The following is a 20,641-nucleotide window of genomic DNA, read 5'->3' as shown; positions in this document are numbered from 1 at the left end:
AGTGATTGAGCTAGATTTATGTAACTCGAATCACTCTTTTTAGTTATTTCCAATTATATATTCTTCAAATGACTTGTTCGAAAACCGGACAAGCTATTTTTATGTTTGCCTGACTGTTAGGTTAGGTGCTATTTATTTACTGGTCCCACGCAGCGTTAGTTTGGTTGCTAGCTGGATCATACGAGGAATGGTAGGGCTATCTGCGGATAAGATAGCATCTAGACTGGTTAGGGCGCTAGCACCCATTTCCTCCGTAAAAACGGTCACGCAGGACAGAGCAGGATAAACTTGCTTGGCAACGGCTGTATCATTAAAGGCAATGAGGCTAACTTGCTCAGGGACTTGGATACCTGCTTCCTGGAGGGCCCGAAGGGCACCGATGGCCATGGTATCGCTAGCAATGAAAAAGGCTTGTGGAAGTTGGCTTTTTTTTAGGGCTTGGGTCATGAGTTGGTAGCCGCTATCGCTGGTAAATTGCCCGATGAAGACATGTTCGGGCTTGTAGAGTTTTTTGCTGGTCAGGTAGGATTGAAAAGTTTCAAAACGCGGGTCGAGCAGGGGCTGGGACTTGTCCTCTGTCCATTCTTGTCCAATGAGCAGTCCAATCTCTGTCTGTCCCTGTTGGATAAAATAATCAAGGACATTGCGCGTGGTATGCTGAAAGTCAGTCGTAATACAGGTGTGCCCATTGTTCAAGGTATCACTATCGACGAAGACTAGATGCGATGAGATACTTTCAAAAATAGCAATTTGGTGCGGACTGTATTTTCCGATAGCAATGATGCCGTCGACCCCATGGGCATCGCTCAGCGGATGGTCATGAAAAATTCGGACTAAATCATAGCCCAGTTCCAAAGCACGTCGTTCAATGCCAATCCGAATGGAATAATAATAAAGGTCGTTGAGCTCTTCATTTTGCGTGTACCATTGAATGATGGCAATTTTTTTCCGATGTGGATAGGCGAGGATATTTTTCTTGTGGCGGGTATAGCCAAGCTGGTCGGCTATTTGGAAAATTCGCTCGCGAGTAGGAGCACTGACGGACATGCTTTCGTCCTTATTGAGTACGCGCGATACGGTAGCAATGGAGACGCCGGCTAATGTTGCGATTTCTTTGATAGTGGCCATATTGTTTTCCTTTTTTATCTAGTAAAACTAGTATAGCATAGTTGGTAAAACTTTAGTAAAAATATTGACAAGAATACTAGAAAAAAATACAATGAAATAAAAACGGTTACAAAAAGGAGAAGTCCATGAATACAACAGAATTGAATCAAGCATTTCAAGCAATTTTTGCTGAACAAGCAGATGCAACTTTTTTCTCACCAGGTCGGATCAATCTGATTGGAGAACATACGGACTATAACGGCGGGCATGTTTTTCCAGCGGCCATTACGCTAGGGATCTATGGTGCGGCTCGTAAGCGTGATGATCGGACTCTTCGTTTTTACTCAGGAAATTTTGAAGACCTAGGTGTCATTGACGTTTCTCTAGATGAATTGGTGTATAAGAAGGAAGATAACTGGGCTAACTATGCGAAAGGTGTCTTGAAATTCTTGCAGGAAGCAGGTCATGTGATTGACAAAGGGATGGATATCTATATCTTTGGGAATATTCCAAATGGTTCTGGTCTGTCGTCATCGGCTTCCTTGGAGTTGCTGATTGGGCTTATAGCAGAAGAGTTGTTTGACTTGAAGCTGGACCGTCTGGACTTGGTCAAAATCGGCAAGCAAACGGAAAATCATTTTATCGGAGTAAATTCTGGTATTATGGACCAATTTGCTATCGGGATGGGTGCGGACAAGCAGGCCATTTACCTAGATACCAATACTTTGGAATATGAGCTGGTTCCGCTTGATTTGGGCGACAATGTCATCGTCATCATGAATACAAATAAGCGTCGTGAATTGGCGGATTCCAAGTACAATGAACGCCGTGCGGAATGCGAAAAAGCAGTTGAGGAGTTAAATGCGGTCTTGGATATTGAGACTCTGGGTCAACTAGATGCGCAGGACTTTGACGAATACGCTTATCTCATCAAGGATGAAAATCGTCTCAAACGCGCCCGCCATGCAGTTCTTGAAAACCAACGGACACTTCAAGCCAAAGCAGCCTTGTTGGCTGGAGAGTTAGAGAAATTTGGCCGTTTGGTCAATGCCTCTCATGTTTCCTTGGAGCATGATTATGAAGTGACAGGTTTGGAGCTAGATACCCTAGCTCATACCGCTTGGGAGCAAGAAGGTGTATTGGGAGCTCGCATGACAGGAGCAGGATTTGGCGGTTGTGGCATTGCCATCGTTGCCAAAGACAAGGTGGACAATTTCATCGAGCAAGTTGGTCAGAAGTACAGCCAAGTGGTCGGTTATGCGCCAAGTTTTTATATCGCTGAAATCGCAGCAGGTTCACGTGTTCTTTCACGAAACTAGATAGGAAATCAGATGACAGAGACACTTATTGGAAAATTTATTGAGCAGATTATCGAGCATAGTGACTTTACAGAGCTGGATAGTATTTACCTGAAAAATCGAGTCATGGCTCTGGTCGGTGAAGAGGGGGTAGAGTGTCAGACACAGGCTACAAGCCTCATTGACCTCAAGGATGAACTCTTAACTCTTGCTGTTAAAAATGGGAAATCGGGCGAGCTACTAGAAGAACAGGATATCGTCGGAGCTCAGCTCATGGATTTTGTGACACCAAGTCCTAGTCAGGTCAATCAGCGTTTTTGGGATACCTACCAAGCTCATCCTGAGCAGGCCATTGCTGACTTTTATGCCCTCAGCAAACGCAATGACTATGTCAAGGTCAAGGCCATTGAGCGCAATATCTATTTTCCAGCGGAGACAGAGTATGGTGACTTGGAGATTACCATCAACCTATCCAAGCCTGAAAAGGATCCCAAAGCCATTGCAGCAGCCAAGTTGGCCAAGTCGTCTAGCTATCCTGCCTGCCAGCTTTGTATGGAAAATGAAGGCTACCAAGGTCGTATCAATCATCCAGCACGTGCCAATCATCGTGTCATTCGTTATCAGATGGAAGGGGAAACATGGGGCTTTCAATATTCACCCTATGCCTACTTTAATGAGCATTGTATCTTCTTTTACGGTCAGCATGAGCCGATGCAGATTAGTCCAGTGACTTTCAAGCGTCTCTTGGACATCGTTGAGCAGTTTCCAGGTTATTTTGCGGGTTCCAATGCCGACTTGCCGATTGTCGGTGGATCGATTTTGACACATGAGCATTACCAAGGAGGACGGCATACCTTTGCCATGGAAAAGGCAGAGCTGGACAGAGAGTTTACCTTTGCAGGATTTGAGCAAGTGCGAGCAGGGATTGTTAAATGGCCCATGTCTGTCTTACGCCTGACCAGTGTTTCTAAGCAGGACTTGCTGGGCTTGTCAGAAAAAATTCTGACGGCATGGCAGACTTACTCAGACCCAGCAGTCGGTATTTTAGCGTACTCAAACGGACAAGTCCATCATACCATCACCCCGATTGCTCGTCGAAAGGGAGACTTGTTTGAATTAGACTTGGTTTTGAGAGACAATCAAACTTCGGAAGAATTTCCAGATGGTATTTATCATCCCCACCAAGATGTTCAGCACATCAAGAAAGAAAATATCGGGCTGATTGAGGTGATGGGGCTGGCTATTTTACCGCCTCGTCTTAAGGAGGAATTGGCTGTTGTGGCAGATTATTTGCTAGGCAAGGTGGATGCTGTGGCAGATTATCATCAAGAATGGGCTGATGATCTCAAAGCAGCTCATCCAGAAGTAACGGAAGCGACGGTTGCTAGTACCGTTCAGACAGCAGTGGGGCAGGTATTTAGTCGTGTGCTAGAGGATGCGGGTGTCTATAAACGAACAGAAGAAGGGCAAGCCGCCTTCATGCGTTTTGTAGATAGCATTGGTCTTGTTTGATGAGGTAGAAAAAGAACCTAGGGCGTCTGTCCTAGGTTCTCTACTGTTGCAATTTAGGTAGAACTGTTGGTTGACTGAAATGCTAACCCGTTCATTTTAGGAAAAACGTAAAAAAGTGAACAAACCGAAATTCATTGTTCGGAAAGTCTGAATAATTCCCTTTTAAGATGGAAAATTTGTTATAATAGAGACTGCAAATAAAGAAAAGTTAGAAGAAAAAATGAGAAAATATCAGGAAATTTTCAATGATTTGAAAGAAAAAATTATCCAACACGTTTATCCAGTAAACAGTTTATTGCCGACGGAAGAACGGTTGCAAGAGCAATACCAAGCCAGTCGGGCAACCATTCGCAAATCCTTGGAGATGCTGACCGAGCAGGGATTTATCCGACGCCAACAAGGACGTGGCACTCTAGTTATCCAAAGTGAACAGTTGAACTTTCCGCTTTCTGGTCTCAACAGTTACCGCGAAGTGAGTACCAGTATGAATCTCAATGTACATACTCAAATGATTTCGTTGGAAAAGAAAAAGGTGACGTCTTCCTTGGCCAAGCAGTCTGGTTTTAGAACAGGTCAAGAGGTTTGGAAGATTATTCGTATTCGGTACTTGGAAGGCAAACCTGCTATCGTGGATACGGATTATTTCCGGACGGACTTGGTGCCAGAAATGCCTCGAGAAGCTGTTGAAGACTCGATTTATGCTTATGTTGAAGAAGAATTGGGACTGTCTATTGCTTATGCTCGCAAAGAAATTACAGTTGAGCATACGAGTCTTCAAGAAAAAATTTGGTTGGATACGCGAGATGAGAGTTTGGTCTTGATAAAATCAGAAGTCTTTTTAGAAGATGGACCGCAATTTCAATATACGGAAAGCCGACACCGCTTGGATAAGTTCAAATTTATTGATTATGCCCGTCGGAAGAAGTTAAAGAGGGATGCGAATGAAGGAGACAACTAAAGGAACAATCTATACCTTGATTGCCGGTACGGCTTGGGGGATTTCAGGGGTAAGCGGTCAAGTGCTGATTGCAAATGGGATCAGTGTCATTCAGATTACCAGTCTACGTTTGCTGATTGCGGGTTTGTTTTTGTTAGTATTGGCACAAATGACCGCTCCAGACAATCTAAAACGAACCCTTCGTGACAAGCGTGCCTTGCTTCATATTTTTATCTTTGGTATGCTGGGAATGGCGTTTAACCAACTGGCCTATCTGGTTGCCATCCAGCACACGAATGCAGGAACGGCAACGGTTCTCCAGTACCTTTGTCCAGTCTTGGTACTGGCTTATACCTGTCTTCACAATCGACAACGGCCGACACTGGTGGAGGTACTGGCTATTTTATTAGCAATTGGTGGTACGGTCTTGATTGCGACTCACGGGCAAGTAACGAGTCTGGCGGTAACTCCACTGGGGTTATTCTGGGGAATCTTCTCCGCTCTGACCTATGCCATTTATATTATTTTGCCAGTTCGCTTGATTCGCGAATTTGGCAGTTTGACCGTCATGGGACTTGGAATGTTATCTGGTGGATTGGTGATGACACTTGGCTTTCAAACTTGGAATTACAGCCTGCCTTTGACGACAAGTAATCTTTTGGCCCTAGTAGGGATAGTCGGTATTGGAACCATTTTTGCCTACACAGTTTTCTTGGAAGGTGTGAGTAAGGTTGGCTCTGCAAAAGGAAGTCTACTCGCTTCTATTGAGCCAGTAGCATCGGTTTTCTTTTCAGTCTTACTGGTGCATGAACTGTTTTATCCCATGGATTTAGTGGGAATGTTATTGATTTTACTCGCCGTTATGGGAATATCCACCAAGGATTTTCTCTTGCAAAAACGGCAGGTGAACGGAGAGAGAAATGATTAAAGAATTTTGTGCGGAAAATCATACAGATATAGCTGCAGCCATTGCTGCTGGGGCTAAGCGGATTGAATTGTGTGATAATTTGGCTGTCGGGGGAACGACTCCCAGCCCTGGGGTCGTGTCTTATGTCTGTCGCTTGGGGGAAGCGCATCAGGTGTCGGTTATGACCATGATTCGGCCCAGAGGTGGGAATTTTGTCTATACCAAAGACGAAATAGGCATCATGATGGAAGATATTGCCATGGCGCGTGCTTGTGGTACGGATGGTGTCGTTTTTGGTGCTTTAAGGCCTGATCATCAGCTGGATAAAAGTAGCATGGAAGCCCTGATTGAGGCTTCTGAAGGTCTCGAAATCGTCTGCCACATGGCATTTGATTTGCTGACGCCAGCGGACCAATTGGAGGCCATTGATTGGTTAGCTAGCCGAGGCGTGACCCGGATTTTGACCCATGGCGGTCCGGCGGGTACTCGCATTGAGGACAACTTCCATTGGTTGGCGCAATTGGTCAATCATGCACAAGGGAACATTGCTATTCTAGCTGGCGGCGGAGTGAGTTTAGAAAACTACCAAGAAGTCATGGCAAAAACGGGCGTGGCAGAAGTGCACGGCACAAAGATTTGTAAACTATAAAAGTCTCTAAGTTATTTCTTAGAGACTTTTTCTTTCAATGACATATTAGGTAGGTTAACGTGGTATTTGATGACGAGGAGACGGATGACCAGCGCAATGGTGAAGAGGGCTATGTAGACAGGGATTCGTGGCAAATGAAAGTCCAAAACCAAAATATGATAGGCGATACCAGCAAGGAATGCAAGAACTGCGTAGACATCTTCCTTGAGGACGATAGGTGTTTCATTGACCAAGAGATCGCGTAAAATACCGCCACCGACACCTGTTAAAGTGGCAAGGATGCCGGAAGTCATAAAGTTTAAGTGCAATTCAACGCCTGCGCTTGCACCAATGAGGGCAAAAATGGCTAAGCCGATGGCATCGAAAACCAGATTGGTAATAGCTAGAAAACGATACATCTGCTGATGTTGTAATTTGTCGGTTTTTCTCGTGATGACAAAGAGATACATAATCAAGGCCACGGCAATGGCAAGATAGATAGAAGTTGGATCTGTTAGCGCAGCGGGAATGCGAGCAGTCATCATATCGCGAATGATTCCGCCGCCGACAGCGGTTAAAATTCCTAGAAGTGTAATACCGAAAATATCTAGATTTTTATTGAAGCCCTTGACCACGCCAGAGACGGCGAAGGCGATGGTGCCGATGTAGTTACAAATTAAAAGAAACAATTCAAATTCCATGTCATCCTCCCTGTGACATATTAACATAAAATGAAAGGCTTTTCAAGATGGCGTGAAAGTTTGTGAAAAAGATAACTTAGCACTAATTGATAGGCAAGCTTAATAGAGTGAAAAGTCAGCTGGGGCAAGGTTTTTTAGAATTTTTGGACAAGAAATGTTCAGACCAATTATTTGCTATTTGTGAATCTTTGGTCTATCATAGTACAGAAAGAGAAATACATTGGAGGAAAATATGGTATCTATTTCAAAAGAGCAACACTTGGATATGTTTTTGAAAATGCAACAAATCCGCGATGTTGATATGAAACTTAATAAATTGGTTCGTCGTGGCTTTGTCCAAGGGATGACTCACTTCTCAGTTGGTGAAGAGGCAGCTTCAGTTGGTGCAATCGCTGACTTGACAGACCAAGATATTATCTTCTCAAACCACCGTGGTCATGGTCAGACAATCGCTAAAGGAATTGACATCAACGCGATGATGGCTGAGCTTGCTGGTAAAGCAACTGGTTCATCAAAAGGTCGTGGTGGGTCTATGCACTTGGCCAACCTTGAAAAAGGAAACTACGGAACAAATGGTATTGTTGGTGGTGGTTATGCCCTCGCAGTTGGTGCAGCCCTTACTCAGCAATACACTGGCACAAACAACATTGTTATCGCCTTTTCAGGTGACTCTGCAACCAACGAAGGTTCATTCCACGAATCTGTAAACTTGGCTGCTGTTTGGAATTTACCAGTTATTTTCTTCATCATCAATAACCGTTACGGTATCTCAACAGATATTAGCTACTCAACAAAAATTCCTCACCTTTACACTCGTGCAGATGCTTACGGCATTCCAGGTCACTATGTTGAAGACGGAAATGACGTTGTTGCCGTTTATGAAAAAATGCATGAAGTGATTGAGTATGTTCGTGCTGGCAATGGTCCTGCTATCGTTGAGGTAGAATCATACCGTTGGTTTGGTCACTCAACAGCGGATGCTGGTGTGTACCGTACAAAAGAAGAAGTGGACAGCTGGAAAGCCAAAGATCCACTTAAAAAATACCGCGCTTACTTGACTGAAAACAAGATCGTTACAGCTGCAGAGTTGGATGCGATTGAAGCACAAGTCGCTGAAGAAGTTGAAGCATCAGTGAAATTTGCTCAAGAAAGCCCAGATCCAGACATCTCAGTAGCTTACGAAGACGTATTTGTAGATTAAGATGTGAAGACGTTAAAAGCACACAGTAAAAATAGGCGGCCAAGCAGAAGTTTATCAAAACTTCGTTGCGAGACCCCCGCAATGACAACTAGGTAAAAGCCAAGTCATGAAACGTAGGCTTTTGCCAGATGTCAACTGCGTTAGAACTAAGAGGGTAGATTTTACCCAGTGCTTAGTCTGAACTCGATTGAATAAAACAATCAACGCAGGAATCACTCCGGCGGATGCCATTGGTTGACCTGCCTACTTGCGACTACAATTTCGTATTTTATAGGATGACAAATCTAAAATCGGTATTTTATTAGAGGAGAATAGTTAAATGACTGAAACAAAAGTAATGGCCTTGCGTGAAGCCATCAATCTTGCTCAGAGCGAGGAAATGCGTAAGGATGAAACAGTATTCTTGATGGGTGAAGATGTCGGTATCTACGGTGGTGACTTCGGTACTTCTGTTGGTATGTTGGCAGAATTTGGCGAAAAACGCGTTCGCGACACTCCTATCTCTGAAGCGGCTATCGCTGGTTCAGCAGTTGGTGCAGCCCAAACAGGTCTTCGTCCAATCGTAGACTTGACATTCATGGATTTCGTTACGATTGCACTTGATGCCATTGTTAACCAAGCTGCCAAAACAAACTATATGTTTGGTGGTGGTTTGAAAACACCAGTAACTTTCCGTGTTGCATCAGGTTCAGGTATCGGATCAGCAGCTCAACACTCACAATCACTTGAAGCGTGGTTGACACATATTCCAGGTATCAAGGTCGTTGCACCTGGTACAGTAAATGATGCAAAAGGTCTCTTGAAATCTTCAATCCAAGACAATAACCCAGTTATTTTCTTGGAACCAAAAGCGCTTTATGGTAAAAAAGAAGAAGTCAACCAAGACCCAGACTTCTACATCCCACTTGGTAAAGGGGAAATCAAGCGCGAAGGTACAGACGTAACCATCGTATCATACGGTCGTATGTTGGAACGCGTCTTGCAAGCAGCTGAAGAAGTTGCTGCAGAAGGTATCAGCGTTGAAGTGGTGGACCCACGTACCTTGATTCCGCTTGATAAAGAAATCATCATCAACTCTGTTAAGAAAACTGGTAAAGTTATCTTGGTTAATGATGCCTACAAAACAGGTGGATTTATCGGCGAAATCGCATCAATCATCACTGAAAGTGAAGCATTTGATTACTTGGATGCACCAGTTGTTCGTATCGCATCTGATGATGTCCCTGTTCCTTATGCCAATATCCTTGAAAATGCAGTCTTGCCAAACGTAGAAAAAATCAAAGCTGCAATCTACAAACAAGTGAACCGTGGCTAATTGATAGCCGCCCAAAAACATGCGAGAGCTTGTTCAGTAGCAATCGTCATCGTTTTTAAAAGGTTATCCGTTTCAATCTGGCAGGGCGTCAATCCTGCTAGATTTTACATGTTTTAGAAAGAAGGAAAATTCATGGCAGTAGAAATCATCATGCCAAAGCTCGGTGTTGATATGCAAGAAGGCGAAATTATCGAGTGGAAAAAACAAGAAGGCGATGTTGTCAATGAAGGCGACGTTATCTTGGAAATGATGTCTGACAAAACCAGCATGGAATTGGAAGCTGAAGAGTCAGGTGTCTTGATTAAAATCGTTCGCGGCAATGGCGAAGTTGTGCCTGTTACCGAAGTTATTGGTTACATCGGTGCAGAAGGTGAAACAGTTGATGTGGCTGCAGCAGCAAGTCCAGCACCAGCAGCGGCTCCTGTTCAAGAAGCAGCACCTGCGCCAGTTGCTCCAGTAGCAGCTGAAGTAAAACCAGCCGTAGCACCTCAAGGTGGTGGAAAAGTTCGCGCAACACCAGCAGCTCGCAAAGCGGCAAAAGACTTGGGTCTTGACCTAGGAAGCGTTCCAGGAACAGGTGCCAATGGTCGTGTGCACAAGGTTGACGTAGAAGACTTCAAGAATGCACAACCAAAAGCAACACCACTTGCTCGTAAAATGGCTGTAGATAACGGAATTGACTTGGCTGCTATTGCAGGGACAGGTCATTCTGGTAAGGTTACTAAGGAAGATATCCTTGCTCACCTTGCAGCGCAAGCTCCAGCACAAACGGAAGCAGCAGCTAAGACAGCTGAAAAACCTGCTAAAGAATTGCCAGAAGGCGTGGAAATCATCAAGATGTCTGCTATGCGTAAGGCAATTTCAAAAGGAATGGTCAACTCTTACCTTACAGCTCCAACCTTTACGCTCAACTACGATATTGACATGACAAACCTCATGGCACTTCGTAAACAAATTCTTGAGCCAATCATGAACAAAACAGGTCTCAAAGTAACCTTTACAGACTTGATTGGACTTGCTGTTACACGTACATTGATGAAAGAAGAACATCGTTACATGAACGCTTCACTTATCAATGACGCACAAGAAATCGAATTGCACAAATTTGTCAACCTTGGTATCGCCGTAGGTCTTGATGAAGGACTTGTCGTACCAGTTGTTCACGGTGCAGATAAGATGAGCTTGTCAGACTTCGTGGTTGCTTCAAAAGATGTTATCAAAAAAGCACAATCAGGTAAGTTGAAAGGTGCTGAAATGTCTGGTTCAACATTCTCTATCACAAACTTGGGAATGTTTGGTACTAAGACATTCAACCCAATCATCAACCAACCAAACTCAGCAATTTTGGGTGTAGCTTCAACTGTTCAAACACCAGTTGTGGTTGACGGAGAAGTGAAAATTCGCCCAATCATGGCACTTTGCTTGACCATTGACCACCGTATCATCGACGGTATGAACGGTGCCAAATTCATGGTGGATCTCAAAAACTTACTTGAAAATCCATTAGAATTGCTTATCTGAGTGAAATAATTTATATAAATAAGCGAACAAAGTGAGCAAATCAGATTCTTGTCGCTGTGTCTCAAAAATAAGTCATAGAACCAAAGGTTCGCTGATGTCCCCACCACCTTAGACAAGAATCAAAAAGAGTTTTGAAAGGAAAAATTAACATGGCTGTAGAAATTATTATGCCTAAACTTGGCGTTGACATGCAAGAAGGAGAAATCATCGAGTGGAAAAAACAAGAAGGTGATGTTGTCAACGAAGGCGACGTTATCTTGGAAATGATGTCTGATAAGACAAGCATGGAATTGGAAGCAGAAGACTCAGGTGTCTTGCTAAAAATCGTTCGCGGTAACGGCGAAGTTGTTCCTGTCACAGAAGTGATTGGTTACATCGGTGCTGAAGGCGAAGTGGTCGGCGAATCAGCTGCACCAGCTGCTGCTCAAGTAACTCAAGCAACTGCTGACTTGAAAGCTGCTGGACTTGAAGTTCCATCTACACCAGCTGCAGCGGCACAAGCTCCAAAAGCAGACTTGGCTGCAAATGAATACGACATGATTGTTGTCGGTGGTGGTCCTGCTGGTTACTACGCTGCCATTAAAGGTGCTCAACTTGGTGGTAAAGTTGCTATTGTTGAAAAATCTGAATTTGGTGGTACCTGCTTGAATGTGGGTTGTATCCCAACAAAAACTTACCTTAAAAATGCTGAAATCCTAGACGGTATCAAACATGCAGCAGGTCGCGGGATCAACTTGGCATCGACAAACTACACTATCGATATGGATAAAACTGTTGACTTCAAAAACACTGTTGTTAAGACTTTGACAGGCGGTGTTCAAGGTCTCCTTAAAGCCAATAAAGTCACTATCTTCAATGGTCTTGGTCAAGTAAATCCTGACAAGACTGTAACCATCGGTTCTGAAACAATCAAAGGTCGTAGCGTAATTCTTGCAACAGGCTCAAAAGTTTCTCGCATCAACATCCCAGGTATCGAGTCTAAACTTGTCTTGACATCAGATGATATCCTTGATCTTCGTGAAATGCCAAAATCACTTGCTGTTATGGGTGGTGGTGTCGTTGGTATCGAGCTTGGTCTTGTCTGGGCATCATACGGTGTTGACGTAACGGTTATCGAAATGGCTGACCGCATCATCCCTGCAATGGATAAAGAAGTGTCACTTGAACTTCAAAAAATTCTTGCTAAGAAAGGTATGAAGATCAAAACATCAGTTGGTGTTTCTGAAATCGTTGAAGCAAACAACCAATTGACATTGAAACTCAACAACGGCGAAGAAGTTGTAGCTGAAAAAGCCCTTCTTTCAATCGGTCGTGTACCACAAATGAATGGACTTGAAAATCTGAACCTTGAAATGGACCGCAACCGTATCAAGGTTAACGAATACCAAGAAACATCAATCCCAGGTATTTACGCACCAGGTGATGTCAACGGTACGAAAATGCTTGCCCACGCAGCTTACCGTATGGGTGAAGTTGCTGCTGAAAATGCCATGAAAGGCAACCACCGCAAGGCTAACCTTGAATTCACTCCGGCTGCTGTTTACACACACCCTGAAGTGGCTATGGTTGGTTTGACAGAAGAACAAGCGCGTGAACAATACGGCAATATCCTTATCGGTAAAAACAGCTTTACTGGTAACGGTCGTGCCATTGCTTCAAACGAAGCACAAGGTTTTGTAAAAGTTATCGCTGATGCTAAATACCACGAAATTCTTGGTGTACACATCATTGGTCCAGCTGCTGCTGAAATGATTAACGAAGCTGCAACTATCATGGAAAATGAATTGACAGTTGATGAATTGCTCTTGTCAATCCACGGACACCCAACGTTCTCTGAAGTGATGTACGAAGCATTTGCTGACGTATTGGGTGAAGCCATCCACAACCCACCAAAACGTAAATAATCTATTTGTTAAAAGAAGCCTTAGGGCTTCTTTTTTGTTTTAATTTTAGCTAAATAGTCTGATAATTTTAATATAATATTGACTTTTGAAATCGCTTTTGTTAAAGTAAATATAGTTCATGAACAAAATGTTTGAAAGGAGGAAGTGGTGAGAAAGGATAGATGGTTGTTCATTTTGCTCGGTGGGTTGCTGTTGCTTTCCTTGAGTGTCGGATCGAGCTCGGCCTTTTCTTGGGTCGGTCTTTTTAGTGGGGATAAGGGGGCGCTGAGAGTTTTCTTAGAGGCAAGGCTTCCTAGGACAATCTCCATCGTCCTATCCGCAGGCTCGGTCAGTTTATCGGGACTCTTGATGCAGACCGTCACACAAAACCGATATGCAGGGCCGTCTACCACGGGAACGGTAGAAGCTGCACAGCTGGGAATGTTGGTCTCTCTCTTCTTCTTTCCCCAGGCTAATTTATTTCAAAAAATGACCTTTGCCTTTGTGGCAGCAATGGGGGCAAGTCTGCTCTTTTTGACCTTTGTCCGTAAGTGTTCTTTTCATGAAAAATGGATGCTGCCTCTGGTTGGAATCCTGTTTGGTGGGATCATTGGGGCGATTGCAGAGATGATTGCCTATCGTTTTCAATTGGTTCAATCCATGTCTTCCTGGACACAAGGTTCGTATACCATGATTCAGCGCAATCAGTTTGAGTGGCTCTTTTTGACGATAGTAGTCTGCGTGGGGATCTGGTTCGTTACAGAGAGTTTTTCTCTGATGGCACTTGGAGAGTCCGCTAGTCGTAGCTTGGGCTTGCCCTTTCAGAAAATGGAGCAAATTGCTCTCTTTTTAGTTGCTCTATCGACGGCTGTGACGATGATTACAGTGGGAGGCTTGCCATTTTTGGGAGTCATCATACCGAATCTTGTCCGTCAGCGCTATGGGGATTATTTTAGAAAAATCAGAGGCAAAGTGTTCCTTGTCGGTGTCTTGCTGGTCTTGTGCTGCGATATTGTGGCGCGTCTGGTTGTTTGGCCTTACGAGCTCTCAGTTTCAGTCGTCCTTGGTGTCTTGGGTTCTGTCTTTCTAATCCGGGTTCTTTGGAAGGAGGAGAAGCATGCAGCAGCTTAAAGTCAGAACCAAGTTCATTCTGGGAATGTTGATGTTAGTAGTCGTTGTAGGTCTACTGCTGTACTTTTTACCCAAGTCAGCAGGGATGTCGGACTATATTTTCCAGTTGCGATTGAAAAAAATCTTGGTCTATCTAGTGGTAGCTGTAGCGGCAAGTTTTGCGACGATTAGCTTTCAGACGGTAACGGGAAATCGATTTTTAACACCTGCGGTTTTGGGATTGGAGAGTTTGTACGTCTTTATCCAGTCGACCTATCTCTTCTTTTTTTGGAGATGGGCCAATCAACACCAACCATCAGTTCAGGTTGAATTTCTCATTGTTCTAGGTCTCTTATTGCTTTTTTTCGGAGCCTTACAGCCTCTGTTGAAGCAATTGTTATCCAGAGGATTCGGAACGATTTTACTCATCTGTATGTCATTGGGTACACTTTTGCGCAGTCTATCAACCTTTATGCAAATTCTCATGGATCCAAATGAATACGATAAGTTGCAAGGCAAGTTATTTGCGTCCTTCCAGCATGCACATCAAGATGTGTTGGTGTTAGTTGGACTGGCGACTCTTATCTTGGCTTACTATCTCTATCGTCTTTATCCAGTTTTAGATGTCTTACACCTGGGTAAGGAGCAGGCATTGTCTCTTGGTGTGGATGTGGAAGCAGTACAGAGACGTGTTTTGTGGGCGGTTGTTATCCTGACTGCTAGCACGACGGCTATGGTTGGACCGCTTTCTTTCTTTGGGTTTATAGTTGCCAATCTTACCTACCGCCTTGTCAAACAATACCAACACCACTGTCTTTTTTTGGTAGCGACTTGTCTTGGATTTGTTTCTTTGGTGTATGGGCAAATGTTGGTAGAGCGATTTTTCCAATATGCCGTGACAATCAGTATGATATTGGAGCTGTTTGGTGGGAGTTTCTTCCTCTATCTAGTGTATAAGGAGCGTTTGAGATATGATTAAGGTGGAGCAAGTAAGCAAAACTTACGGTCAAGCTCCTGTCCTACAAGTGGACGATTTACAGGTATTTCCGAAGCGATTCACAGCTTTTATTGGGCCAAATGGTGCTGGGAAGTCAACTCTTCTTAGTCTCATGAGCCGGCTGATGAAAAAAGAAGAGGGCTGTCTGTATATCAAAGGACAGGAAATTGATAGTTGGGGTTCCAGAGAATTTGCACAAGAATTAGCCATTTTGAAGCAGCAGATTCATTGCCAATCCAAGCTAACTGTTGAAGAACTGGTTTCTTTTGGACGATTTCCTTACAGTCAAGGTCGTTTGAAAGAGGAGGATTTTGAAAAAATTCAAGCAGCAATAGCCCATATGGGCTTGGACGAATTTCGTGATCGCTATGTTGACCAGTTGTCGGGAGGACAGTTGCAGCGGGTCTTTATTGCCATGGTATTGGCTCAAGATACAGATATTATCTTGCTCGATGAGCCGCTCAATAATCTAGATATGAAGCAAGGTATTCTGATGATGCGTACCTTACGTGACTTGGTAGATAAGATGGGGAAGACGGTTGTTGTCGTTATCCATGACATCAATGTCGCGAGCCAATTTGTTGACCACATGGTCGCTTTCAAAGATGGTCAGGTCTTTTGCCAAGGTAGTCCTAGCCATGTTATGAAAAAAGAAGTCCTAGAGGAAATCTATGACATTAACTTAGAACTGGCCATTATCAATGGCCGGCCGATTTGTTTATATCAATAAGAAATGGAGAAAAAATGAAAAAGAAATTAGCAACAGTAGTAAAAGTTATCTTGATGAGTGTGCTTACAGTAGGTCTTGTGGCTTGTGCAAGCAAAAAAACAGCTGAAAAAGAAAAGCCAGCAGCACAGGAAATCACATTGACCGATGCAAGTGGTCAAGTGACATTGAAGGCAAATCCGAAAAAAATTGTTGTCTTGGATAATGGTGTTGCGGACAGCATTCGTGCACTGGGCTTTGAAGACACAATTGTTGGGATGCCTAAAGACACCTTGCCAGCCTACTTAAAAGATTTTAAAAATAAAAAATCAATCACGAATGTCGGTAACTTAAAAGAAGTAAACATGGAAACTCTTGCTGAATTGGCGCCAGATTTGATTATTGCTTCCGGCCGTACAGCGGATAAGGTGGCAGAATTCAAGAAGATTGCTCCAACGATTTACTTTGCAACCGATAAGGACAAACCTTGGGCATCTATCAAGGGAAATATCCAAGAATTGGCCAAATTATTCGGTGAAAAAGGTCAAGAAAAAGCTAAAAAATCACTCGCAAAATTGGATAAAAAAGTAGAAAAAGTTGCCAAAGCAAACCAAGAAAGCCAAAAGAAAGCTTTGACAGTTCTCTTGAACGAAGGAGCTATCGCAGCTATTCCTGCAACAGGTCGCTACGGCCTTCTCTATAAGGACCTAGGCTTCAAAGCGACAGAGATGGTAGTAGAAGACGCAGCGAAAGCTGGGAAACACGGGGCGATGATTTCATTTGAAGGTATCCATCAATTGAACCCAGATTTAATCTTTGTAGTTGACCGTAGCTTGGCTATCGGTAGCGATCATTCTAAAAATGAATCTGCGTTGAAAAATGACTTGGTTCAAGCAACAAATGCAGGTAAAAACAAAGGAATTGTTTCATTAACAGCAGACCTATGGTACTTATCAGGAGGTGGCTTGGAGTCAACTGAGCTGATGATTGATGAAGTCGCAGCCTATGCTGGAAAATAAAAAGAATCCAGAAGTCAAAACTTCTGGTCTCTTTCATTTCTACACGAACATTCAAGGAGACAAATTTTCGGTTCATATCTTCCGAAATCAAGTTTTTTTCTGTTATAATAATCCTGTAAATGCTAACAAGATGAAGAGGAGTTTCACATGAAATACATCGTCAACCAATCAAATGATCCAGCTTACAATATTGCCTTGGAGGCTTATGCCTTTCGTGAATTGAAAGAGTTGGATGAAATTTTCATTCTTTGGATCAATGAGCCAGCCATAATCGTTGGGAAACACCAAAATACCATTCAAGAAATCAATAAGGAATTTACAGATGCTCATGGCATTCATGTCGTGCGTCGTCTGTCAGGTGGTGGGGCGGTTTACCATGACCTTAACAACCTCAACTACACCATCATTTCCAATAAAGCAGATGAGGGAGCTTTTGACTTTAAAACTTTCTCAAAACCTGTGATTGATACACTAGCAAAATTGGGCGTCAAGGCTGAATTTACAGGACGTAACGACCTTGAAATTGACGGGCAAAAATTTGCAGGAAATGCCCAAGCTTATTTCAACGGACGCATGATGCACCACGGTTGCTTGCTCTTTGATGTGGATATGTCTGTCCTTGGGCAAGCCCTTAAAGTTTCAAAAGATAAAATCGAGTCCAAAGGTGTTAAATCTGTTCGTGCGCGTGTGACTAATATTGTAGATCACTTGGAAGACAAGATCACGGTACAAGAGTTTAGCGATGCCATTCTAAACCAGATGAAGGAAGAATATCCTGATATGGAAGAATACGTCCTCAATGAAACAGAATTGGCTGCTATCCAAAACTTGCGTGACCAGCAATTTGCAAACTGGGACTGGACATACGGAAAAGCACCTGAATACACAGTTGAGCGTGCGGTACGTTACCCAGCTGGTAAAATCACTTCTTATATCCAAACAGAAAAATCTCTTATCGCTTCCATTAAAATCTACGGGGACTTCTTTGGGATTGAAGACGTAGCAGACATCGAAGAATTATTAGTCGGTACTCGCTACGAATACCAAGATGTCTTGGAAAATCTCAAAACCATTGACACAACTCGCTATTTCTCACGAATGACAGTGGAAGAAGTTGCCAAAGCCATCGTTGCCTAGTGATAGGAAAATCTAAAATCTACAATAAAAATCATCTATTAGTCAAATAGGTGATTTTTCGTTATAATAGAGGAGTTCTTTGGACAAATAGGACTATTTAGGAGATATCATGAAACAACATTCAATCAAAACAGTTGTCGCAACAGGGATCGGAGCAGCTTTATTCGTTGTGATTGGTCTAGTTGTCAACATTCCAACCTTTGTACCCAATACAAATATCCAACTCCAATACGCAGTGCAGTCACTCTTTTCAGTCATTTTTGGCCCTGTTGTTGGCTTTTTAATTGGTTTTATCGGGCATACTGTCAAAGATTCTGTCAGCTACAGCCCATGGTGGTCATGGATTTTGGCTTCAGGTTTGCTAGGATTCTTGATCGGATTATTGAAAAAACGTCTGCGCGTGGAGGAAGGTATCTTTACCTCTAAGGACATTCTGTTATTTAATGGAACGCAGATTATTGCCAATGTAATTTCTTGGGGACTTGTGGCGCCCTTACTGGATATTATTATCTACCAAGAGCCAGCAAATAAAAGCTTTACCCAAGGCTTGATTGCAGGGATTGCCAATGCTGTAACAATTGGTGTTGCAGGGACACTTTTGGTAAAATTCTACGCGAACTCACGGACACAGGCAGGCAGCCTATCCATTGATAAATAAGAAAGGGACTAGTTTAACTAGTCCTTTTTTTCTACTTTTTTGTAGTTACTGAGTAATTCTGTGACAGATTTTGCGAGTTTTGTAGAAGATGGTGCAAGGTCGAAACCGTCGTCATCTCCAGTTTGAACTTGGTAGCTTCCCTCTTTTTTGACGAGTTGAGGTTGGTCTTCGTAGTCGTCTGTCAATGCAGTTTCCTTTAGTTGGAAATATTGTTTTTTCTTGACATCGGCAAGGGTTTCAAATGCAATGCTGATTTCTTTTGTGGGTTTGAGATAGATATCGTCCCCCTCTCGCTTGTAGTCTCCTTGATAGTAGTAGAGAGTTGGGTAGACCTCTTCCGGATAGTTTTCTTCTTGGATTTCCTCTAACTCCTCTTCGCTTTCATAATCCGTGTCATCTACTAAGTAGATATAGTGACGGTCGTCGATGAGGCTGAGTTCACCGTACATTTCGTAGGTTTTTCCGATTTTTATTTCCTTGACTAGAGGTTCGTCGGTTTGCTGAGAGGTTGGTGCTTGTCGAGAAAGAGCGTAGCCAATCGCCATGCCCATTCCTGTGACTAGTAAGAGTCCAAGGGGCAGGTAAATCGTTTTTTTTCTGAATTTAGTGTTCATTTTTCTTGGTCTCCTCTACCAGTTTTTGAAATAGTTGAATGCTATTTTTGACACGATCAGCAGCAGATTGTTTTGCGATGGCAAAGTTTCCGTCAGGATTGAAATAGGAATTTTCCCATTTTTGCCGTTGAGTAGCTGCTTTAGGGTCTTTTAAGCGATTTGGTGTTCGAAAATGAAGGGCTGTTTTTTTAGAAAAGTTTTTCCGAAATTCCGGGTCGTGGATGCGGATGGGTTTGACATCTAAGGTGCGGTGCAGGGCGTTATTTTCATTTGCATAGTTGTAACTTGCCCCGTTGATGACTCCGTTTTCGGTAATCTTTTCGGCATCCACTTCATTGAGGAAATTTCCTGCCTCATCCAAGATAAATTCGCTATAGAAATCCATGACGATTTTGAAATTCACTTGGTTGATATTGTCGGGATGATGGATAGTGACAATGCCTGTACCATCTACTGTCACGGCGATTTTGTTATGAAGTCGTGCAGATTCGCCGTAATTATAGTCGTAGTAGTAATCGGACTCAACGATTCCGGTTTGCTCGAGGAAGGAATTCATCTCATCCATGTCTTTCATGTAGACAGCTAGAGCTTGGGCATCGGTCATTCCTTTTTTCTTGTAGTTGGTTCGCACCCATTGGGCTTGTTGAGAAGAGATGACATAGCGGAATTGATGAACCTTTCGTGCCAAAATGTCGGACTCATCAGAGAGACTGTTTTTAGGAAATGCGACTTGTACTGTTTTGGAAAAATATTTCCAAAAGTTATCGTCTGGTTCGAGTTGAGTGTCGAACTTGGCAATCAATTGCTGTGTTTGGCTTGGTTGACCAGACAAGTCCTCCGGCATTCTAACGATGTCCATGGTTTTCTCTAATAAAAATCGGGCAACTTTACGAGACTTTTTATAAGGTGAATGCGTCCAGAGGTCTGAAAAGGCTGTGGAGCCAAAAATCTTGGTTTCGGCAAACCGCTGGTCCAGATAGGCGAAGATATCCTTGTCTGATGTTTGACGTTCCATTTGATAGAGGTAGCCCTTCCAGATGGCCTTGTTTGACCAGCCGTCCTTTTGCAGTTGCTGAATTTGTTGAGTTAACTTGGCCTTGACGTTTTCTTGTTGGTCGTCAGATAACAGATCTTTGTGGATAGTCACATAGACCTGTGGTGCTTTTGCCAATGCCTTTTTGGGCTTATCATTGCGGATGTATTTAAAAGGAGAAGCTGACTGGTCAGCCTTTAGTTCCGTTCGGTAGAAGAAGTAACCAGCCCAGACTCCCAATCCAAAAATGACGATACTGATGAGTAAAATCCATTCTTTTTTCATACTTTTAGTATAGCATAGTGACTTGATTTTCAGTCAAATTATTTCCTATCTCTTGTCAAAATCGGTACAATA

The 20,641-nt window shown here is 43.2% G+C and carries 19 protein-coding genes; 15 read left to right on the top strand and 4 right to left on the bottom strand.

Annotated features, from left to right (window positions below):
* Positions 1–132 precede the first annotated feature (132 nt).
* Positions 133–1,128: a LacI family DNA-binding transcriptional regulator gene (locus J2T50_RS09615; protein ID WP_253366116.1), complete on the bottom strand. Its 996-nt coding sequence runs from the start codon at positions 1,126–1,128 to the stop codon at positions 133–135.
* Positions 1,129–1,253: 125 nt separating this feature from the next.
* Here J2T50_RS09615 and J2T50_RS09610 point away from each other — a divergent pair, with 125 nt between their 5' ends.
* The 5 genes from J2T50_RS09610 to J2T50_RS09590 all read left to right on the top strand — a co-directional run bounded on the left by J2T50_RS09610 (position 1,254) and on the right by J2T50_RS09590 (position 6,410).
* Complete coding sequence (locus J2T50_RS09610; protein ID WP_253366114.1) at positions 1,254–2,426, top strand: galactokinase; 1,173 nt, start codon at positions 1,254–1,256, stop codon at positions 2,424–2,426.
* Between the two features lie 12 nt (positions 2,427–2,438).
* Positions 2,439–3,917, top strand: coding sequence for a UDP-glucose--hexose-1-phosphate uridylyltransferase (gene galT, locus J2T50_RS09605; RefSeq protein WP_253366112.1), 1,479 nt, complete (start codon positions 2,439–2,441; stop codon positions 3,915–3,917).
* A gap of 220 nt (positions 3,918–4,137) precedes the next feature.
* The gene (treR, locus tag J2T50_RS09600) at positions 4,138–4,875 is read left to right on the top strand and encodes a trehalose operon repressor (protein WP_253366110.1); all 738 of its coding nucleotides are present in this window, start codon (positions 4,138–4,140) and stop codon (positions 4,873–4,875) included.
* Positions 4,859–5,782 carry a DMT family transporter gene (locus tag J2T50_RS09595; RefSeq protein ID WP_253366108.1) on the top strand — a complete coding sequence of 308 codons (924 nt, stop codon included), beginning with the start codon at positions 4,859–4,861 and terminating at the stop codon, positions 5,780–5,782. Before treR ends, J2T50_RS09595 begins: the two co-directional genes overlap by 17 nt.
* Positions 5,775–6,410, top strand: coding sequence for a copper homeostasis protein CutC (locus J2T50_RS09590; protein ID WP_253366106.1), 636 nt, complete (start codon positions 5,775–5,777; stop codon positions 6,408–6,410). Before J2T50_RS09595 ends, J2T50_RS09590 begins: the two co-directional genes overlap by 8 nt.
* 11 nt (positions 6,411–6,421) lie before the next feature.
* On the opposite strand, the gene J2T50_RS09585 is transcribed toward J2T50_RS09590, so the two are convergent.
* Positions 6,422–7,090: a trimeric intracellular cation channel family protein gene (locus tag J2T50_RS09585; protein WP_253366104.1), complete on the bottom strand. Its 669-nt coding sequence runs from the start codon at positions 7,088–7,090 to the stop codon at positions 6,422–6,424.
* A gap of 232 nt (positions 7,091–7,322) precedes the next feature.
* Between J2T50_RS09585 and J2T50_RS09580 the strand changes: the two genes are divergently transcribed.
* The 10 genes from J2T50_RS09580 (at position 7,323) to J2T50_RS09535 (ending at position 18,637) form a co-directional block, all read left to right on the top strand.
* Positions 7,323–8,291, top strand: a complete 969-nt coding sequence (locus tag J2T50_RS09580; RefSeq protein WP_253366102.1) for a thiamine pyrophosphate-dependent dehydrogenase E1 component subunit alpha — start codon at positions 7,323–7,325, stop codon at positions 8,289–8,291.
* A gap of 319 nt (positions 8,292–8,610) precedes the next feature.
* Positions 8,611–9,606: an alpha-ketoacid dehydrogenase subunit beta gene (locus tag J2T50_RS09575; RefSeq protein ID WP_253366100.1), complete on the top strand. Its 996-nt coding sequence runs from the start codon at positions 8,611–8,613 to the stop codon at positions 9,604–9,606.
* A 132-nt stretch (positions 9,607–9,738) separates the two neighbouring features.
* The gene (locus J2T50_RS09570; protein WP_253366098.1) at positions 9,739–11,127 is read left to right on the top strand and encodes a dihydrolipoamide acetyltransferase; all 1,389 of its coding nucleotides are present in this window, start codon (positions 9,739–9,741) and stop codon (positions 11,125–11,127) included.
* A gap of 149 nt (positions 11,128–11,276) precedes the next feature.
* A complete protein-coding gene (gene lpdA, locus J2T50_RS09565; RefSeq protein ID WP_253366096.1) occupies positions 11,277–13,031 on the top strand; it encodes a dihydrolipoyl dehydrogenase in 1,755 nt (584 codons plus the stop codon).
* A gap of 147 nt (positions 13,032–13,178) precedes the next feature.
* Positions 13,179–14,141 carry an iron chelate uptake ABC transporter family permease subunit gene (locus J2T50_RS09560; protein ID WP_253366094.1) on the top strand — a complete coding sequence of 321 codons (963 nt, stop codon included), beginning with the start codon at positions 13,179–13,181 and terminating at the stop codon, positions 14,139–14,141.
* Complete coding sequence (locus J2T50_RS09555) at positions 14,128–15,099, top strand: iron chelate uptake ABC transporter family permease subunit (RefSeq protein WP_253366091.1); 972 nt, start codon at positions 14,128–14,130, stop codon at positions 15,097–15,099. The genes J2T50_RS09560 and J2T50_RS09555 overlap by 14 nt, the downstream gene beginning before the upstream one ends.
* Positions 15,095–15,847 carry an iron ABC transporter ATP-binding protein gene (locus J2T50_RS09550; RefSeq protein WP_366515786.1) on the top strand — a complete coding sequence of 251 codons (753 nt, stop codon included), beginning with the start codon at positions 15,095–15,097 and terminating at the stop codon, positions 15,845–15,847. Before J2T50_RS09555 ends, J2T50_RS09550 begins: the two co-directional genes overlap by 5 nt.
* A gap of 14 nt (positions 15,848–15,861) precedes the next feature.
* Positions 15,862–16,842, top strand: coding sequence for a siderophore ABC transporter substrate-binding protein (locus J2T50_RS09545; RefSeq protein WP_253366087.1), 981 nt, complete (start codon positions 15,862–15,864; stop codon positions 16,840–16,842).
* Positions 16,843–16,989: 147 nt separating this feature from the next.
* Positions 16,990–17,979: a lipoate--protein ligase gene (lplA, locus tag J2T50_RS09540; RefSeq protein WP_253366085.1), complete on the top strand. Its 990-nt coding sequence runs from the start codon at positions 16,990–16,992 to the stop codon at positions 17,977–17,979.
* A 109-nt stretch (positions 17,980–18,088) separates the two neighbouring features.
* Entirely contained in the window at positions 18,089–18,637 is a 549-nt protein-coding gene (locus tag J2T50_RS09535) for an ECF-type riboflavin transporter substrate-binding protein (RefSeq protein ID WP_253366082.1), read from the top strand.
* Positions 18,638–18,654: 17 nt separating this feature from the next.
* Here J2T50_RS09535 and J2T50_RS09530 read toward each other — a convergent pair whose 3' ends face one another.
* Both J2T50_RS09530 and J2T50_RS09525 read right to left on the bottom strand, forming a co-directional pair.
* Positions 18,655–19,251 carry a hypothetical protein gene (locus tag J2T50_RS09530; RefSeq protein WP_253366080.1) on the bottom strand — a complete coding sequence of 199 codons (597 nt, stop codon included), beginning with the start codon at positions 19,249–19,251 and terminating at the stop codon, positions 18,655–18,657.
* Positions 19,241–20,569: a DUF3114 domain-containing protein gene (locus J2T50_RS09525; protein ID WP_253366078.1), complete on the bottom strand. Its 1,329-nt coding sequence runs from the start codon at positions 20,567–20,569 to the stop codon at positions 19,241–19,243. Before J2T50_RS09525 ends, J2T50_RS09530 begins: the two co-directional genes overlap by 11 nt.
* Between the last annotated feature and the right edge of the window lie 72 nt (positions 20,570–20,641).

The sequence above is a fragment of the Streptococcus gallinaceus genome (genome assembly GCF_024170225.1).
GTDB lineage: Bacteria > Bacillota > Bacilli > Lactobacillales > Streptococcaceae > Streptococcus > Streptococcus gallinaceus.
Note: the sequence above shows the minus strand (reverse complement) of the source record. Positions and strands in the feature narration are given on the sequence as shown.

Bases quoted from the DNA above. Each gene is read 5' to 3' on its own strand.
- J2T50_RS09615 (WP_253366116.1), bottom strand. From the start codon at position 1,128: ATGGCCACTATCAAAGAAATCGCAACATTAGCCGGCGTCTCCATTGCT.
- J2T50_RS09610 (WP_253366114.1), top strand. From the start codon at position 1,254: ATGAATACAACAGAATTGAATCAAGCATTTCAAGCAATTTTTGCTGAA.
- galT (WP_253366112.1), top strand. From the start codon at position 2,439: ATGACAGAGACACTTATTGGAAAATTTATTGAGCAGATTATCGAGCAT.
- treR (WP_253366110.1), top strand. From the start codon at position 4,138: ATGAGAAAATATCAGGAAATTTTCAATGATTTGAAAGAAAAAATTATC.
- J2T50_RS09595 (WP_253366108.1), top strand. From the start codon at position 4,859: ATGAAGGAGACAACTAAAGGAACAATCTATACCTTGATTGCCGGTACG.
- J2T50_RS09590 (WP_253366106.1), top strand. From the start codon at position 5,775: ATGATTAAAGAATTTTGTGCGGAAAATCATACAGATATAGCTGCAGCC.
- J2T50_RS09585 (WP_253366104.1), bottom strand. From the start codon at position 7,090: ATGGAATTTGAATTGTTTCTTTTAATTTGTAACTACATCGGCACCATC.
- J2T50_RS09580 (WP_253366102.1), top strand. From the start codon at position 7,323: ATGGTATCTATTTCAAAAGAGCAACACTTGGATATGTTTTTGAAAATG.
- J2T50_RS09575 (WP_253366100.1), top strand. From the start codon at position 8,611: ATGACTGAAACAAAAGTAATGGCCTTGCGTGAAGCCATCAATCTTGCT.
- J2T50_RS09570 (WP_253366098.1), top strand. From the start codon at position 9,739: ATGGCAGTAGAAATCATCATGCCAAAGCTCGGTGTTGATATGCAAGAA.
- lpdA (WP_253366096.1), top strand. From the start codon at position 11,277: ATGGCTGTAGAAATTATTATGCCTAAACTTGGCGTTGACATGCAAGAA.
- J2T50_RS09555 (WP_253366091.1), top strand. From the start codon at position 14,128: ATGCAGCAGCTTAAAGTCAGAACCAAGTTCATTCTGGGAATGTTGATG.
- J2T50_RS09545 (WP_253366087.1), top strand. From the start codon at position 15,862: ATGAAAAAGAAATTAGCAACAGTAGTAAAAGTTATCTTGATGAGTGTG.
- lplA (WP_253366085.1), top strand. From the start codon at position 16,990: ATGAAATACATCGTCAACCAATCAAATGATCCAGCTTACAATATTGCC.
- J2T50_RS09535 (WP_253366082.1), top strand. From the start codon at position 18,089: ATGAAACAACATTCAATCAAAACAGTTGTCGCAACAGGGATCGGAGCA.
- J2T50_RS09530 (WP_253366080.1), bottom strand. From the start codon at position 19,251: ATGAACACTAAATTCAGAAAAAAAACGATTTACCTGCCCCTTGGACTC.
- J2T50_RS09525 (WP_253366078.1), bottom strand. From the start codon at position 20,569: ATGAAAAAAGAATGGATTTTACTCATCAGTATCGTCATTTTTGGATTG.